At 61.5% G+C, this 14,612-nt stretch carries 15 protein-coding genes; 4 read left to right on the forward strand and 11 right to left on the reverse strand.

All coding sequences use genetic code 11. The annotated features are described in order from the left end of the window. Positions 1–28: 28 nt before the first annotated feature. Positions 29–1,480: a sensor histidine kinase gene (locus tag AC19YQ_RS21255; RefSeq protein ID WP_500595879.1), complete on the reverse strand. Its 1,452-nt coding sequence runs from the start codon at positions 1,478–1,480 to the stop codon at positions 29–31. Between the two features lie 281 nt (positions 1,481–1,761). On the opposite strand from AC19YQ_RS21255, the gene AC19YQ_RS21260 reads away from it, so the two are divergent. Genes AC19YQ_RS21260 through AC19YQ_RS21275 form a run of 4 tightly spaced genes read left to right on the forward strand, consistent with a single transcriptional unit; the run spans position 1,762 to position 7,388 of the window. Continuing rightward, positions 1,762–3,108 carry a hypothetical protein gene (locus AC19YQ_RS21260; protein ID WP_500595880.1) on the forward strand — a complete coding sequence of 449 codons (1,347 nt, stop codon included), beginning with the start codon at positions 1,762–1,764 and terminating at the stop codon, positions 3,106–3,108. Between the two features lie 35 nt (positions 3,109–3,143). Beyond that, entirely contained in the window at positions 3,144–5,393 is a 2,250-nt protein-coding gene (locus tag AC19YQ_RS21265) for an Ig-like domain-containing protein (RefSeq protein ID WP_339475690.1), read from the forward strand. Between the two features lie 57 nt (positions 5,394–5,450). Continuing rightward, complete coding sequence (locus tag AC19YQ_RS21270) at positions 5,451–5,912, forward strand: curlin (protein ID WP_500595881.1); 462 nt, start codon at positions 5,451–5,453, stop codon at positions 5,910–5,912. 27 nt (positions 5,913–5,939) lie between these two features. Beyond that, a complete protein-coding gene (locus AC19YQ_RS21275) occupies positions 5,940–7,388 on the forward strand; it encodes a curlin (protein WP_133079448.1) in 1,449 nt (482 codons plus the stop codon). A 723-nt stretch (positions 7,389–8,111) separates the two neighbouring features. On the opposite strand, the gene AC19YQ_RS21280 is transcribed toward AC19YQ_RS21275, so the two are convergent. The 10 genes from AC19YQ_RS21280 to AC19YQ_RS21325 are packed head-to-tail and all read right to left on the reverse strand — an operon-like array spanning position 8,112 to position 14,611. Further along, positions 8,112–8,972 carry a CsgG/HfaB family protein gene (locus AC19YQ_RS21280; RefSeq protein WP_500595882.1) on the reverse strand — a complete coding sequence of 287 codons (861 nt, stop codon included), beginning with the start codon at positions 8,970–8,972 and terminating at the stop codon, positions 8,112–8,114. Between the two features lie 31 nt (positions 8,973–9,003). Continuing rightward, positions 9,004–9,423 (reverse strand): curli assembly protein CsgF, encoded by a 420-nt coding sequence (locus tag AC19YQ_RS21285; RefSeq protein ID WP_133079446.1) that lies wholly within the window; start codon positions 9,421–9,423, stop codon positions 9,004–9,006. Then, complete coding sequence (gene csgE, locus AC19YQ_RS21290) at positions 9,420–9,782, reverse strand: curli production assembly/transport protein CsgE (protein ID WP_339475922.1); 363 nt, start codon at positions 9,780–9,782, stop codon at positions 9,420–9,422. Before csgE ends, AC19YQ_RS21285 begins: the two co-directional genes overlap by 4 nt. A 26-nt stretch (positions 9,783–9,808) precedes the next feature. After that, complete coding sequence (locus AC19YQ_RS21295; protein ID WP_133079444.1) at positions 9,809–10,348, reverse strand: type II secretion system protein; 540 nt, start codon at positions 10,346–10,348, stop codon at positions 9,809–9,811. Beyond that, positions 10,323–10,697 (reverse strand): type II secretion system protein, encoded by a 375-nt coding sequence (locus AC19YQ_RS21300; protein WP_339475695.1) that lies wholly within the window; start codon positions 10,695–10,697, stop codon positions 10,323–10,325. The genes AC19YQ_RS21295 and AC19YQ_RS21300 overlap by 26 nt, the downstream gene beginning before the upstream one ends. Before the next feature lie 4 nt (positions 10,698–10,701). Continuing rightward, positions 10,702–11,175, reverse strand: coding sequence for a prepilin-type N-terminal cleavage/methylation domain-containing protein (locus AC19YQ_RS21305; protein WP_133079442.1), 474 nt, complete (start codon positions 11,173–11,175; stop codon positions 10,702–10,704). 2 nt (positions 11,176–11,177) lie between these two features. Continuing rightward, positions 11,178–13,010 carry a secretin GspD/PilQ domain-containing protein gene (locus AC19YQ_RS21310; protein WP_133079441.1) on the reverse strand — a complete coding sequence of 611 codons (1,833 nt, stop codon included), beginning with the start codon at positions 13,008–13,010 and terminating at the stop codon, positions 11,178–11,180. Then, positions 13,007–13,531 carry a hypothetical protein gene (locus tag AC19YQ_RS21315; RefSeq protein ID WP_500595883.1) on the reverse strand — a complete coding sequence of 175 codons (525 nt, stop codon included), beginning with the start codon at positions 13,529–13,531 and terminating at the stop codon, positions 13,007–13,009. Before AC19YQ_RS21315 ends, AC19YQ_RS21310 begins: the two co-directional genes overlap by 4 nt. Continuing rightward, entirely contained in the window at positions 13,531–14,079 is a 549-nt protein-coding gene (locus AC19YQ_RS21320; protein WP_219261740.1) for a GspMb/PilO family protein, read from the reverse strand. The genes AC19YQ_RS21315 and AC19YQ_RS21320 overlap by 1 nt, the downstream gene beginning before the upstream one ends. Further along, complete coding sequence (locus tag AC19YQ_RS21325; RefSeq protein WP_133079438.1) at positions 14,066–14,611, reverse strand: PilN domain-containing protein; 546 nt, start codon at positions 14,609–14,611, stop codon at positions 14,066–14,068. Before AC19YQ_RS21325 ends, AC19YQ_RS21320 begins: the two co-directional genes overlap by 14 nt. Position 14,612: the final 1 nt, after the last annotated feature.

Here is a 14,612-nt window from a genome sequence, read left to right on the forward strand (position 1 = left end):
CCCGCTAATGGGGAAAGTTCACACCCGCTTACTGGGGGATCAGCTTGAAAGTGAGGTGCACACACGTCCCCTCGCCCTTTGAACTTTGCAGGCTTGCCGAGCCGCCGTAACGCTCCATGGTCCGCTTGACCAGCACCAGCCCCACCCCAAGCCCGCCTTGCTTGGTGGTGAAAAAAGGACGGAACGCCATACTGCGCTGCTCCTCGTTCATGCCTCTGCCGTTGTCACTCAACACCACGCTCACGCTGCAGGCATCGTTTGAAACCAGCAAAACAGTCAAGGTTCCACCCTTGTCCATCGCGTCCAGAGCGTTGGACAACACACTGTTGAGAATCTGGTTCAACTGCAGCTGCTGGCTAAGCACTAGCGGTGTGGAGTGCGGCTCGAATTCAACCCGGATCGAGGCCTTGGCAATCTGCGGTTCAAAAGCCACCAGGCTTTCATACAACGCCGCCACCAGATTCACCGGTTCGGGTTCACCGCTGAGCGGGCGCAGGGACTGCAGCAGTTCGCGAACCCACTTGGACATCCGGTCAACCTGAAGCACGATGTCGTTTATGTTCTTGTGGGCGGCGCCACCGTCGAACTCCAGCGCCAGCTCGGCGCTGGAACGTATGGTCGCCAACGGGTTGCGCAGACTGTGGGCAACCGCCGAGGACATTTCCCCCAGGGCGACAAACGTTTCGTTGGTCACCAGCTGTTTTTGCTGGGCCTCAAGCAGCATGGCGGCCCGGCGTACGATCCAGTACAGGCCCAGGTAAATCAGCCCTCCGCCCACGGCAGTGGCCAGCCAGATCAGCAGCAATCCCCGGACCATGCGGTCGATCAGGTCGCTGGGTTCCTTGTAGATCTCGACCATCGCCGTGACCTTGTCGCCATCGGCATCGAACAACGGAATGTAGTTTTCGATAAAGACGTATTTCGGCGGGACCAAGAACTTCTGTTCCATACGGGCTTCATCGACATTGTGATACCTGGCCGACACGGGCGTCTTGGAGTTGAAGGCCAGGTCCAGGTCTTCGTCGGCATGGATCGTGGTGCCGATCAACTCCGGGTTGGTGGACCAGATGACAGTGCGGTCAGGGGCATAGATGTTGGCAAGGATCACGTCCGGCAAGTGCTCGATATGATCCAGGAACTCACCTCGGGCGCTGGCGCGTGCCTTGGGGTCGACGTCAGGGAAGTCCTTGTCCTGGCGCGGATCGAGCAATTCACCCATGGTCCTGACATTGGGGATGGATACATGGCGAACCTCGGCCGAGGCAATCGCCTGGATAAACTGGGAAGTCAGCAACGCATCGCGGTGGACGCTCTCGGCAATCACGAATTGGGTCGAGACGGCGCCCAGTGCTGCCGCGACTGTGCCGATCACTGCGAGGCTGATCAGTGAGTACCAGCGCAGCATGTTGAACGCGGGCTTGCGTGAATCCCTGCGCTCTTTGGCCTGGACGACCCGAAGTGTTTTAGTCAGCACACTCATAGACGTTGCTTCCAACATTGTCCCCTCTAGGGTTATAGCCCACTTATGGGCGTTTGCCCGACTCTGGGTGTGACTCACCACCATCCCCCGCTGGCCCCCAACTGACCCCAGGTGTGGGGACAAATGCCCGTCCTGAAAACCTGGCTGTTGAGCTGCTCAACGCCGCGAGACGCTTGTAGCCGGGGCTTTCAGGGGCATTGCGGGCTGTTGGTATGGAATTTGCCAAAACCCTCCTAACTGGCCCACCTCCGAGGGGCAGGTTTCCATTAGAGGGAATACACATGCACCCTTTACTGTCCAAAACGGCGGCCGTTCTGGTCGTCAGCGCCCTGGCCCAAAGCATTTCCCAGGCAGCGCTGTTTGCAGTCGACACCGGGCCTTACACACCTGCCAACGGCGGCTTTGCCGCCTGGTACCAGGACAGCCACGGCCGCACCCTCGACTTGTGCCTGTCCAAAGCGGTGAGTTCCCGGGTGCCCGGCACACCGGGTGCACCGACCTACATGTGCAACCTGCTGCCAACCCCCGGCGTGTTCGATGATGCGCAGCCCGTGGTGTTTCCCACCAACTTCCCTGACGAAGCGTTCTGGTTCACCGCTGACGGCACCATCGTCGATGCCGCCAGGGGGATCAACCTGGCCTACGGCTCGGCCATCGAAGCGGCCTTCGCCGCCGATGAGCCGATCGAGGGTGACCAGATCAGTTTTGCCCGCGTGCGGATTCGCGTCGATGTGCCCACTGCCGGTACGTACGTGATCACCCACCCCTACGGTATCGAGGTGTTCACCGTCGACACCCCTGGGCGCCGGGCAATCAATATGACCCGGGACATCGGCATCGGGGCCCCCAAAACCTACGATGGCGCCCTCAAGGGCGATATCGGGCCGTTCCTGCGCAGCGTCAACGGCCCCTACACCGAAACCAACCCGGTGAGCGGTGGCGCCGAACAGTTCATCGGCGACCCGAACCTCACCGAAGCCGTGACCGGCAGTCCGTTCAACACCAACTACATCCGCATCGAAGGCCCCGGCGGGCTGGACTTGCGCAGTACGGTGTTTGCCGTCTCGGGCAAATTGTCCACCGTGGTACGGCCAACACCGTTGATCACCCAACGCAGCACCTACTCACGCAAACAGGGTGCCAGCGCCCCCATCGCCCAGCAGGATGTGTTTGTCCTGGCACCTCCGCCTCCGGCCACTGTTTCCCTTAGCAGCAGCACCCCGGAGCTGAAACTGACCGAGGCCGACACCACCGGGAGCTGGTACGTCCAGAACCCGGTCAATCCGACCTTGCCAACCACCTTGCAAGTCACGGCCGACAACCATCTGGCAATTGCCAGCAGTACGCCGACCACCCTGCCCATGGCACTGACCGACCTGGTGGTGATCCAGCGTGCCGAATACAGCCTGAGTTCCGGGCAACTGACCCTCGTGGCCACGACCAGCGATGAAACCTCGCCGCCGGCCCTTACCGCCACGTCCGGCACCGGTGCTGCCATCGGCGCCTTGAGTGGCAGCGCAGCGGTGAAAACGCTGACCACGGGCATCTCGCCGATCCCGCCAGCCAAAGTCCGCGTGACGTCATCCAATGGCGGCAGCGATATCGAAGAAGTGGTCATTGTGCAATGAACGCTCACATGCCCAGACCCCCATCAGGAGGCATCATGAACAATTGGCCACGCCTGGCGCTCAACGCCCTGGGACTGACTCTATCGCTGACCGGCAGCGCATTCGCTCAACTCGCAGCCGTCGACCCTGGCCCCTACACCTTCGCCACGGGGAAATTCCCCATGTGGTATCAGGACAAAAACCTGCTGTCGATGGAGCTGTGCCAGTCCCGCGCTGCCAGCTCGCGGGTAGCGGTCAGCGTGCCACCGGCCTACATGTGCACGCTGCTGCCGGAGCCGGGCATTTACGACGACACCCAGCCGATGGTGTTTCCGGACAACTGGCCACCAGAAGCCTTCTGGTTCCTGGCCGAAGCCACCATTCCCGCTGTGGGTAACAGCGGTTTTGAAATGGATGCCTACGTGGCCGGGATCGAAGCCGCCTTCGCCTCGGAAAACCCGGTGGACGGCGACCAGCAGAGCTTTGCGCGCATCCGCATCCGGGTCTCGGTTCCCGTTGCGGGGGTCTACACCATTACCCACCCCTATGGCGTGGAAACCGTCAACGTGACCACCCCGGGGCGCAGGGCAATCAACATTACCCGCGACGTCGGCATCGGGGCGCCGGGCAACTTCAGCGGCGCGGTAAACGGTGCCATCGGGCCGTTCCTGCGCAGCGTCAACGGGCCTTATACCGAAGTGAACCCGGACACCGGCGCCGTCGAAACCTTCGTGGGTGACCCCAACCTCACCGAACTCGTGACCGGCAGCCCCAACAACACCAACTTCGTGCGTATCACCGGGCCGACGGGCACTATCCAGACCAGCCTTTTCAGTGTCGCTGGCAAGGTGCTCGACAACCGGGCGCAAACGCCGGTCGAGATTTCACGCGCGACCTACCGACGGACCACTGCCGGCGCTGGCAGCAATACGCGGGTCGAAGTGTTCGCCAAGGGCGCGAACACCTCGTCCGTGTGCTTTCGCGAATCCATTGCCCTGGTCGCAGGGCCACCCCAGTCGCCTTGCCAGACCAACCTGATTGGCGACAACAATGGCCTCTTCTTCGGGCAACGCTTGCTCACCGGAGCCGTGCCACCGGTCGTGGTGGTGACGGCCACCAACCCCACCGGCACCACACGCCCGACCTCGGTGTCGAGCAAGCTGACCGACCTGGTGAAAATCCAGACTGCGCGCTACAGCTGGGACAACAAAAGCCTGGTGATCGAGGCTACCTCAACCGATGAAGTGGCCATTCCAGACATGGTTGCCCAAGGCTACGGACGCCTGTCCAAAACCGGTACCTTGCAGAAGATAACCGTCGCCGGCCTGGTTCAACCTCCAGCCAGTGTCACCGTCAAATCTGCAGCAGGGGGCAGTGACACCGAACCCGTGGTGGTTGTGGGGACTGCGCCGAACATCGGCGCCAATCAGCCGCCGATCGCCATTGCCGATACCGGCAGTACCAGCTCGGGCGTGCCGATCACCCTTAACCTGCTGGCCAACGACAATGACCCGGATGGCAACATACCGCTCAGCATCACCGCATTGACCCAGCCCCCTGCCGGGCAAGGCACAGTGGCCCTGAGCGGCAGTACCGCGGTCATCTACACCCCACCGGCAGTGGTCAATGCACCGCTGACCGCCACCTTCACCTACAAGGCACAGGACATCAAAGGCCTCGCCTCGACCACGGCAGCCACCGTCAGCATTACCGTTGCGCCAAACCGGCCTCCCGTCGGCGTCAACGATGCCGTCGCGACCCTGGGTGTCGCCATCCCGATCAGTGTGCTGGCCAACGACACCGACCCGGAAGGCAACCTGCCGCTGGCAGTCGCCAGCTTCACCCAACCGGCAGCGGGTCGCGGCACAGTCACCAGCAATGGCACGGTACTCACGTACACCCCGCCCGCCACGGTGACAGCGGCCTTTACCACGACCTTCACCTACACCCCACGGGACAGCCTGGGAGCGGTCGCTACCGCACCCGCCACGGTAACCGTGCAAGTCTCGCCAAGACCGGCGGCGGAAACCTTTACCGTCACCACGGCAACCGTCTCGGCACGCTCCAACAACCGCTTCACCTGGGACTTTGCCGGTACATCATCGGTCGTCACCGGCAATACCATCACCATCCAGGTCAGCACCCCGACCGGGCTGGCAACACTGGGCACTACCACGGTACCGGTGACCGGGCGCTGGCGCCTGACGGTGAACAACATCACCACCGTGGCGCCGTCGGCCAACCCGACCGCGACCATCACCTCGTCCCAAGGCACCGTACGTACCGTGTCGGTTACCGCGAACTGAGCCTGCGCCCCATCAGCCGTGCGCTGATGGGGCGCAACTCCTGCCAGAGGACACCCCATGAACACTTCAACCGTCGTCCTGCTCTGCATGCTTGCGCTGGGTTGCGGCACGGGCGCGCAGGCCGATGACTTGATGGAAAACGACGACCTAGGCGCCGCGTCCGACCTTGGCGAGTTGCCCGCGCCGGTTGGCCAGCAGGCATTGATCCAGCAGTACGGACAGGCCAATACCGCCAACGTGCAACAGAACGGCCAGTCATTGCTGGGCACCATTGTGCAGTCCGGCAGCAATCAGGAAGCCTTCATCCTGCAACAGGGCAACGACCTGATGGCAATGATCACCCAGCAAGGCAGTGGCAACAGCGCTGACATCAGCCAGAGCGGCAGTCACAACCGTGCGCAGATATCCCAGAACGGCAACAACAACGACGCCACCATCGATCAAGCCGGTTCGGGGCTGCAAAGCGCCGTCAACCAGGCCGGGAATGGCATGAGCGTTTCAGTCAAACAATATCGTTAAAGCACTGCGCTACCTGGAGGTTTCATCATGTTCAAACTGACGCCCCTCACCGCCGCCATCCTGGTCATTGTCAGTGCCCAGACCATGGCTGACGACAGCCTGTCCACTCAGAACCAGTACGGGACGGCCAACATTGCCGATGTGAAGCAAAGCCAGGCCCCGTTCAGCACGGCCAACCAGCAGCAGTCAGGCCAGGGCAACGACGCTGCCGCCGTACAGGACCACGCGACCAGCCCCATCGAGCAGCATCAGGAAGGTGATTACAACGCAGCGTACGGCGAGCAACTGTACGAGAGCTTCAGCACCATCACCCAGCAACAGCTCGGATCCTTCAACGTCAGCCACGCCAGCCAGTCGATCGGCGAAGGGGGCAGCGTCGCGCTGCAACTGCAGCAAGGCGTCGGCAACTTTTCGTTTATCTATCAGGACAGCCAGGACGGTACCACCGGCAAAACCCTGCAGTTCGGTGACGGCAACGAAGCCTATATCGAGCAGATTTCTCCGGGCGTCGCCAACAATGCCCTGGTCATCCAGTACGGCAACACCAACTACGGTACGGCTGAGCAAGTGTTCCACACCGCCGGCCAGATCGATATCAACCAGGCAGGCGATGGCAACTACGCCTACGCCGATCAGCGCAACGGCCTGGGTGGTAACGTGACGGTCAACCAGTATGGCGATTACAACGGCACCGAAGTCTGGCAAGAGACCCAGACCGGCAGCCTGACCACCATCAATCAGTACGGACTGAGCAACGAAGCGGTGGTCGACCAGAGCTTTGGCGAAAACAACTTTGCCCAGATCCTGCAGGTGGGTGATCTGAATGCCATCTACGCCGACCAGTTTGAATCGGTCAACTCGACACTGGCGCTGTACCAGGAAGGCACGGGCAACGTGCACTTCACCTATCAGGCCGGTGAAAACCAGGTGCTGACCGCCACCTCCCTGGGTAGCGACAACAAAGTCTACGCCAGCAACTGGAAAGGCCCGCAAACGGGAGGTCAGTTCGGCAAAGACCAACGGGCAACGGTCAACCAGGTGGGCAGTGGCAACGTGGCCAGCTTCACCCAGGACGGCGTCGGCCACATCATGACGACCCATCAGTCAGGCACTGGCAACGCAACCACCATCAGCCAGGCCGACAACTACAACGAGCTGTACTTTGATCAGAACGGCAGCGACAACATCCTCATCGCAGACCAGCGCGGCACCACCAACCTGGCCCAGGGCTTCTCCAACGGCAACGGCAACAGCACCACGTTCGAGCAGTCCGGCAGTGGCAACCAGGCGTTCACCGCACAGCTGTATGGCAGTGACAACCAGATCACGGTCAAACAGGCCGACACTCTGAACGTGGCTTACGTGACCCAGGGCGGGACAGGCAACATCGCCCGTGTCGACCAGAGTGGGGTGACGCAACTGGCGACCGTGCAGCAATCCGGCTCGGCCAACCAGGCGACCGTGTTTCAGCAATAAGCCCGAGGTAAAAAAACCGCGGCCCCCTTCATACAGGGCCGCGGTTTTTTTATGGCTGTGCGAACAGAGTGCCTGCCATGGCCAGCAGGTGTGGTTTGTGTCGGGGCGCGGATGTTGTGAGCACCTTGAAACCTGTGGGAGCTGGCTTGCCTGCGATCCTCACGACGCGGTGTTTCAGGCTCATCGAGGTGATGCCTTCGCGAGCAAGCCCGCTCCCACAGCATGAGGTTTTGTGTCAGGGCGCGAATGTTGTGAGCACTGTAAAACCTGTGGGAGCTGGCTTGCCTGCGATGCTGACGGCGCGGTGTTTCAGGCTCATTGGGGTGATGCTTTCGCGAGCAAGCCCGCTCCCACAGCAGGTGGGTTTGTGTCAGGGCGCGGATGCTGTGAGCACCTTAAAACCTGTGGGAGCTGACTTGCCTGCGATGCTCACGACGCGGTGTTTCAGGCTCATCGAGGTGATGCCTTCGCGAGCAAGCCCGCTCCCACAGCAGGTGGGTTTGTGTCAGGGCGCGGATGTTGTGAACACCTTAAAACCTGTGGGAGCTGTGCTTCAGGCTCATCGAGGTGATGCCTTCGCGAGCAAGCCCGCTCCCACAGCAGGTGGTTTTGTGTCAGGGCGCGGATGCTGTGAGCACCTTAAAACCTGTGGGAGCTGGCTTGCCTGCGAGGCTGACGCCGCAGTGTTCCTGACTCACTGCGGCTGTACCATCTGCAGTTCGGTCATTCAGCGTCAGGGTCGACTTTGTGCTGGGTCAGGTAACGGCCCAGTGTCTCGTTCTGCAATGGGGTTGAACTGTCCCCCGCCACTTGCCACATCTTGCGCTCAATACCCTGGGCCACCAGGTGCCCGACAGCCGATTCAATGGCCGACAACACACACAGCTGCGCCGGTTCGTTGGTGGTGTAACCCACTTCGGCCTCAAGCAGTTTCTTGAATTCGATGAACTTGAACACCCCGGCACTGCGGCCTACCGAGTAGATGGTCTTGCTGGTCATGACATTTGCCAGCACCTGGCCGCTGCGCACGTCCACCGCCCGCAGGTTGACCGACACCTGATCCACCCGGTATTCACGGGAAATATCGATGCCCAGGTACCGCGCACCCTCCCCGCCGCTGCGCACGTTGGTGTCGTAGGCAATGATGCCGCCTTCGAGCATCAGGTTTGCCGCCTGCAAGGGGGGTAACTCACCCTGGATATTGACCGGGGTGTCGGCTTTTTTCTGCGAGGCACGAATGATCTTGCGCTCGGTCAGCAGGTTCTGCAGGCCTTCACGCTCAAGCACCACGAACCAGCCACTGGACTGCATGGCGTCCATCAACATGCTCGCCGCACCCTGGGTGACGCTCGTGGAAAACGAGCTGGCCGGCGTCGGTTTGTATTGCCCGGTCTGATCGCGAAAGTTGTAAACCACCGCCATCAAGCGGCCTTTGGGCCGGGGCATTTTCAGCAAGTCGTAGTAGGTCGACGCCCGGGGTGTCAGGGTCGGTGCCTCGGTGTCCTGTTCGGCCGATACCGTGTCACGCAGGCTGCAACCCTGCAACGCAACACACAATAGCCCCAGCATCAGTATTGTCTTCATGTCCATTACTCCCCATCGCCCCAAAGCCCCATCAGGGAGCGAGGCCATTAACCCGGATTTCCGAGATTTCACCGGTCGCCCGGTCGGTCACGACAATGGTCAGTGCACCGGAATCATCGGTAACGTTGACGATAAAAGCGTCAGTGGACAGGCTCCCCGTGTTGCCGGTGGAGATGTTGTCCAGCAACTGCCCCAGCAACCGCGACTGCAATTGGCTGGTAAAGCGTTCAAGGGCCGAGGTCCCGACAGGCGTGATGCGCGCCTTGATGTCGGGATCGTCAAAGTCATTCTGTGACTGGGCATTGTTCAGCAACCAGGTGCCGTTCAACGGGTTGCCGCCAAACGACGGGTTGATGGGCGTGTAGACCAGCTCTGTGGCCTGGGCCAGGCCACACCCTCCCAGGCATAACAGCCAGAGGCAGGCACGCTGCGAACGTGATTTTGTTTTCATAATTCGTCCCTCTCAAGGTCCGTGGTGTCTTGCAACAAGGTTTCCAGCTTGCGCTGGACAATCTGCATGCGGACCAGGTCGGCGGCCTCGTAGGCTTCGTCCTTGAGTTCCACAGTGTTGGGAGCCAGGAAGCGGCGATACACCAGGCGTTGCTGATATTCCACCGTGACCAGGCTGCCCCAGCGCGCCGAAGGTCGCTCGCGTACCACCAGGTTGAAATCCATCGGGCTGGTGGCACGCAGGCGTTCACTGAACGAGTAGTAAAAGTCATGGCCAATGTGTGAAATCGTGTCATCCACGATAAAACCGAGCATTTCTTCGTCTCCCCTGGCAGCAGAAAGCGGCATTAACAGAGCCATGACCACGGCGGCCAATGTGCGACCGTTCATGGCTGCACCCCCTGCAGGCCGCCGGACTGCCCCTTGGCCCGCTGTGGGGTGCCGTCGAGAAAGGCTTTTTCGGCCACAAACTGCCAGTCCTTGTAACTGGCCATGCCGTTGAAGTCCGACCACTGGCTGGGAAAGTCCGCCTGCTTGAGCGGCTTGACGGTAGAGGGGCTGCTGACCCCCGTGATACGACCGTCGAAACCGCGCTGCAGGGTCCACTCGCCGCCTCCGATCGGGTCTGGATAGAGCTGGCGGATATGGTGTTTGGCATCGGGAAAACGCTCGTCCTGCAACAGGTCTTCGAGGGCTTTCGGGTACTGGGCCAGGCCCGGCGAGGCGCGGTAGTAGCTGCGTAACGCCTGGGCATATTGAGTGCCAACCCAGAGCAACTGGCGCTCGCTGTCGCGGCGCGCGGCGGTCGACCACAGCTGGCCAGCACTGGCCAATCCCATGCCCATGACCATGATCAGGAACAACACGCCCAGGTAGGTGAACCCGCCCTCGGCTGACGGCTTACCACTCGGAATAAAGACTGCCATCACGCGCCCTCCCTGTAGCACCGCTCTTGATGTCTGCCACCCCGCCCGCCACGCCTTCGGGAGGTGGAACCACAACCCAGGTGTCCTTGCGTTCGGCAATCGGGTCCATGGGTGAATTGCGCAAGTAGCGCTGTTCCACCAATTGCTCAAGGGATTCGGGGTAGTGCCCGGTATCGCCGTAGTAGTGGTCCAGGGCTTCGCGCATCGCCGAGAGGCTCTGGCGCAGCGTGGTTTCCTTGGAGGCCTCAAGGCTGTTGAAGTAGCGCGGCAAGGCGATGGTCATCAAGGTGGCGATGATTGCCATGACCACCATCAGCTCCAGCAGGGTAAAGCCTTTTTCCCGGCGCATAAGCTCACCACTCCCGGTACGCAATGCCGTTGAGCCCTTTGCCCCGGGCCTTGGAGTACACGTCAAACACGTCCTCACCTTCACGCGGGCTTTGCGCCGAGCTGTCATAGGAACGCAGCCCCCAACCGCCCTCGTCGTCGCGCTTGACGGAGGTCAGCGGGTCATGGGGCACGCGCCGCAGAAAGTAGAACTTGGCGCCCTTGGCGCTGCGCACATCACGTACTCCGTCCACCAGCACTTGCAGGTTCGGCGGGTAGCCACTGCTGTTCAGGGACTTCTCGATGTAACCGGCGTCGAACGCACGCTTGTAGGCGTCGATGGCATCGCGAATCTGGTACAGGGACGTGCGCAGGTCCTGCTCCTTGCCCCGGCGCACCACGGTCTCGGTCAGCGGCGCCGCCATGCCGGCCAGGAGGCCGATCAGGGCTAGCGTCACCACGACTTCGATCAAGGTAAAACCACGTTGCGAGGCGTTCATGATCAAGGCTTCTCTACGAAAACTTGGGTGGAGGCAGCCATCGGGCTGTTGATGATTTCGGTCCGGGTCGCCGGTTCCATCCCACGCTCAGGGGCCTGTATGTGCATGCTTGTCTCGGTGCCTGTCGGGAACTCCATGTCCGAAGGGCTCTGGTACGGCAGGTTGCGCACGATGCGTGGGGTGATCGACAGCACCAGCTCCGATTGGCCAACGGTGTCCTTGTTGCTCCCGAACAGCCGGCCCAGCCAGGGAATGTCACCCAGCCCGGGGATTTTGTTGCCGCTGGCGCCATGGTCGTTGCGCACCAGCCCGGCAAGAATCTGGGTTTCACCGTCATGCAGGCGCAGCGTGGTCTGGGCGTTGCGGGTGTCGACCTGAACCGGAATCGTGCCTTGGCGGGTGGGTTGCAGCGGCGTGGCGTTACTGACTTCCAGGGCGATCTTGATCGCCACTTCGTTGTTCAGGTGCACGGTGGGCTGGACTTCGAGCTTGAGGCCGACATCCAGGTAGGTGACGCTCTCGGTGATCACCGGGCCCTGGGTCGAGGGCACTGCGGTGGCGCTGATGATAGGGACGCGCTGACCGATGTGGATACGGGCCTGTTCGCGGTTGCTGACCCGGATCACCGGGCTGGCCAGGGTGTTGATGTCGTTGTCCTGAGCGTTGATCTTGGCCTGGGGCGATGGCGAGATGCTGATCCGGCTGGAGGTGATGCCTTTGAGTTGATCCAGTACCGTCACGTCCCCGCCCGCACTGTTCAATACACCGAAGGTGTTCGGCCATTGCAGGCCAAGGTCGAGAATGCGCTGGCGGGCCACTTCCATGACTTCCACTTCCAGCACCACTTCAGGGTTGGACTGGTCCTGGGATTGCAGCAGTTTTTCCGCCATGCGAACCGCATCTTCGCTGTCGCGCATGGTCAGGGTGTTGAGGCGCTCGTCTACAAACACATCGCGGGTTTTGAGCATGGTCTTGATCATGTTCAGCGCGGTGTTGGCGTCGATGCTGGTCAGGTAGAAGGTGCGCATCACCAGCTCCTGATAGTCCTTGAGCTTCTGCGGCGAGTCCGGGTAGATCAGCAAAGTGTTTTCGTTCACCACTTTCTGGTGCAGCTGGTTCTGCTGCAGCAGCAAGGCCACGGCGTCTTCGATACGCACGTCACGCACGAAGATGGTGGCTTTCATGTCCGGGCGCAGGTCCTTGTCGAAGATGAAATTCAGACCGGCAACCTGGGACAGCACTTCGAAGATTGTCTTGAGGTTGGCATCGCGAAACTCCAGGGTCACCGGCCGGTCAAGACGGGTACGCAGTTGCGGGTACTGCACGACATTGCGGCTCTGAACCAGGCGAATGTTGCCTTGCAGTTCCAGGGCGCCGTCATTTGTCGGGTCCAGTTCCAGGATCTGTTTGACCTGACGGTCGGCGCCGTAGATGTCGCCGCGACGCAGGTCGCCACGGGCCAGTTCCAGCTTCTCATCCATGCTGCGCAGGTAGTCCAGTTGGCGCAGGGAGTCCTGGGCACGCCGGTTGTTCGGTTCGATGGTCAAGACCCGGCCGTAGCCCATGCGGGCTGCCGCAAAGCTGCGCTTGGCGCGGTCCTGGTCGGCTTCGGTCATCAGCGCCGTAATGGAACGGGCGCGACCATGGCTCAAGGCAAGGTGCAATTCGGTGTCGCGGGGGTTCTCGCGCAGTCCGTCCTCGATCCGCGCCAGGCCAGCTTCGTACTGGCCCGCCTCGATCAACTCGTTCGCCTCCTTTTGTGCGACCTTTGCGGTGCTGCACGCGACGAGCGCGGCGCATAAGCCAAGGCTCATCATCAAACGGGATCGGTTCATTGCGAGCTCCCCACAGACAGTGTCTGAGACAAGTGCAGCGGCAGGTACACGACGCTCAGTTCCACATCGGAAATGCCCTCGATCCGCCACGTCTTGTCGATTACGTCGCCTTTGCGCACGACGTATATTTTTTCTCCGTCCTGCAAGAACACTTGCAGGTCGCGACGATCATCAAGCCTGCCGACAAATTGAAAGGGCATGGGCGGTACGGTCGGGGCTTGTTCGACCGGGGTTACGTCAACGGGTTGTTCGATGACCGTGGCGAGGACCGCTGCAGCTTTCCAGCTGTGCGCGGAAAACAGGTCGCCGACCGGGCTCAGGTCGCGAATCGGTGCTGCCTTGACCGTGGCCGGTGCGGCGGGCAAGGCTCCCCGCAGAGTGGAAGGACCCTTGCCCCCCGGGGTGGCGACCACGAGCTGATCGTCACTCTCCTCTGCCGGTTGCAGGTACACGGCGCCCCAGGTCAGCGCCGCAGCCACGGCGAAGAATCCTGCCCAGCCCACCACGCGTTTAGTGTTCATCATGACCTCGACAGATAAAGGGTCATGCGGATCCGGCCAGTCAGGTCGGTGTCGGCGATCTTTTTACGTTGAAACTCCACGTCCTCCACCACCACCGCAGGCAACTGCCCCAGCAAAGCGTGGAGGAAACGGCGCAGTTGCGGATAACTGCCGCGCACCGGCAGCAAAATCTGATAACGCGCCAGGTGAGTCTTGGGGTCGATGCCCAGGGAGTATTCGCCACGGGCCAGGGTGATGTGCTCCTGGGCGGCCAGCGCGTAGATCTTGTCGATGGCCACGGTTGCCTGGGGCTGGGACGGCAGCTTGCTGCGAAAATCGTCGAGCTGGCGTTGTGGTCCGGCCGGAGCCGCCACACTGCCGTCTTCGACACGGGCCAGGTACTCGCTGGCTTCACGGGTCTGTTGATTGAGCTGCTGCAGCGCTTGCCAGTCGGGCATCAGCACGGCCGGGCCATACACCAGCGCGACCAGCACCAGCGCCGCGCCGGCCAGGCCGGGAACGCCCAGGCGTTGCAGGTACTCGTAAATGATCAGTCTAGGGATTTGCATCGCCTATCTCCCAGGTTGCCGACAGGTTGAATTGCACCGGGTGTTCCGGCACGTTGGCGACGATTTCGTGACTGAGCAGTGACACATCGGACAGCTCGTCACTGGCCTCAAGGCGCCGGTGAAAGTCGAGCATGGCTTCCAGGTCGCGGGCTTCGGCACTGATCCGCACCTGGCCCTTGCGTGCATCCGGGGTCAGGGTCAGCAAGGCGATGTTGTCCAGCGGCAGGCTTTCCAGGGTGGCAAACAGACGCTCCCACGGGCGGCGCAATTGCTGGGAAACCTTGCGCATCTCTGCCAGGTTCTGCGCCTGTTCGCGGGTTTGCGCTGGCGTCAGGCCACCCTTGGCACCGCTGTTGCCGGTCAACACGTGTTGGGTGGTCTGCAGGTCGCCTTGCTGTTGTCGGGCCTGGGCACTGAAATGCTGCTGCCCTACAAGGCAGCCCGCTGCCAGCAACACACCGGCCACCAGCAGGCTCCAGCCCAGAGGGCTCGAACGGCGAGGCGGCTGAAAATCCAGATTGAGCGCGCGCATG

Source organism: Pseudomonas sp. MF06569, from assembly GCF_059862735.1.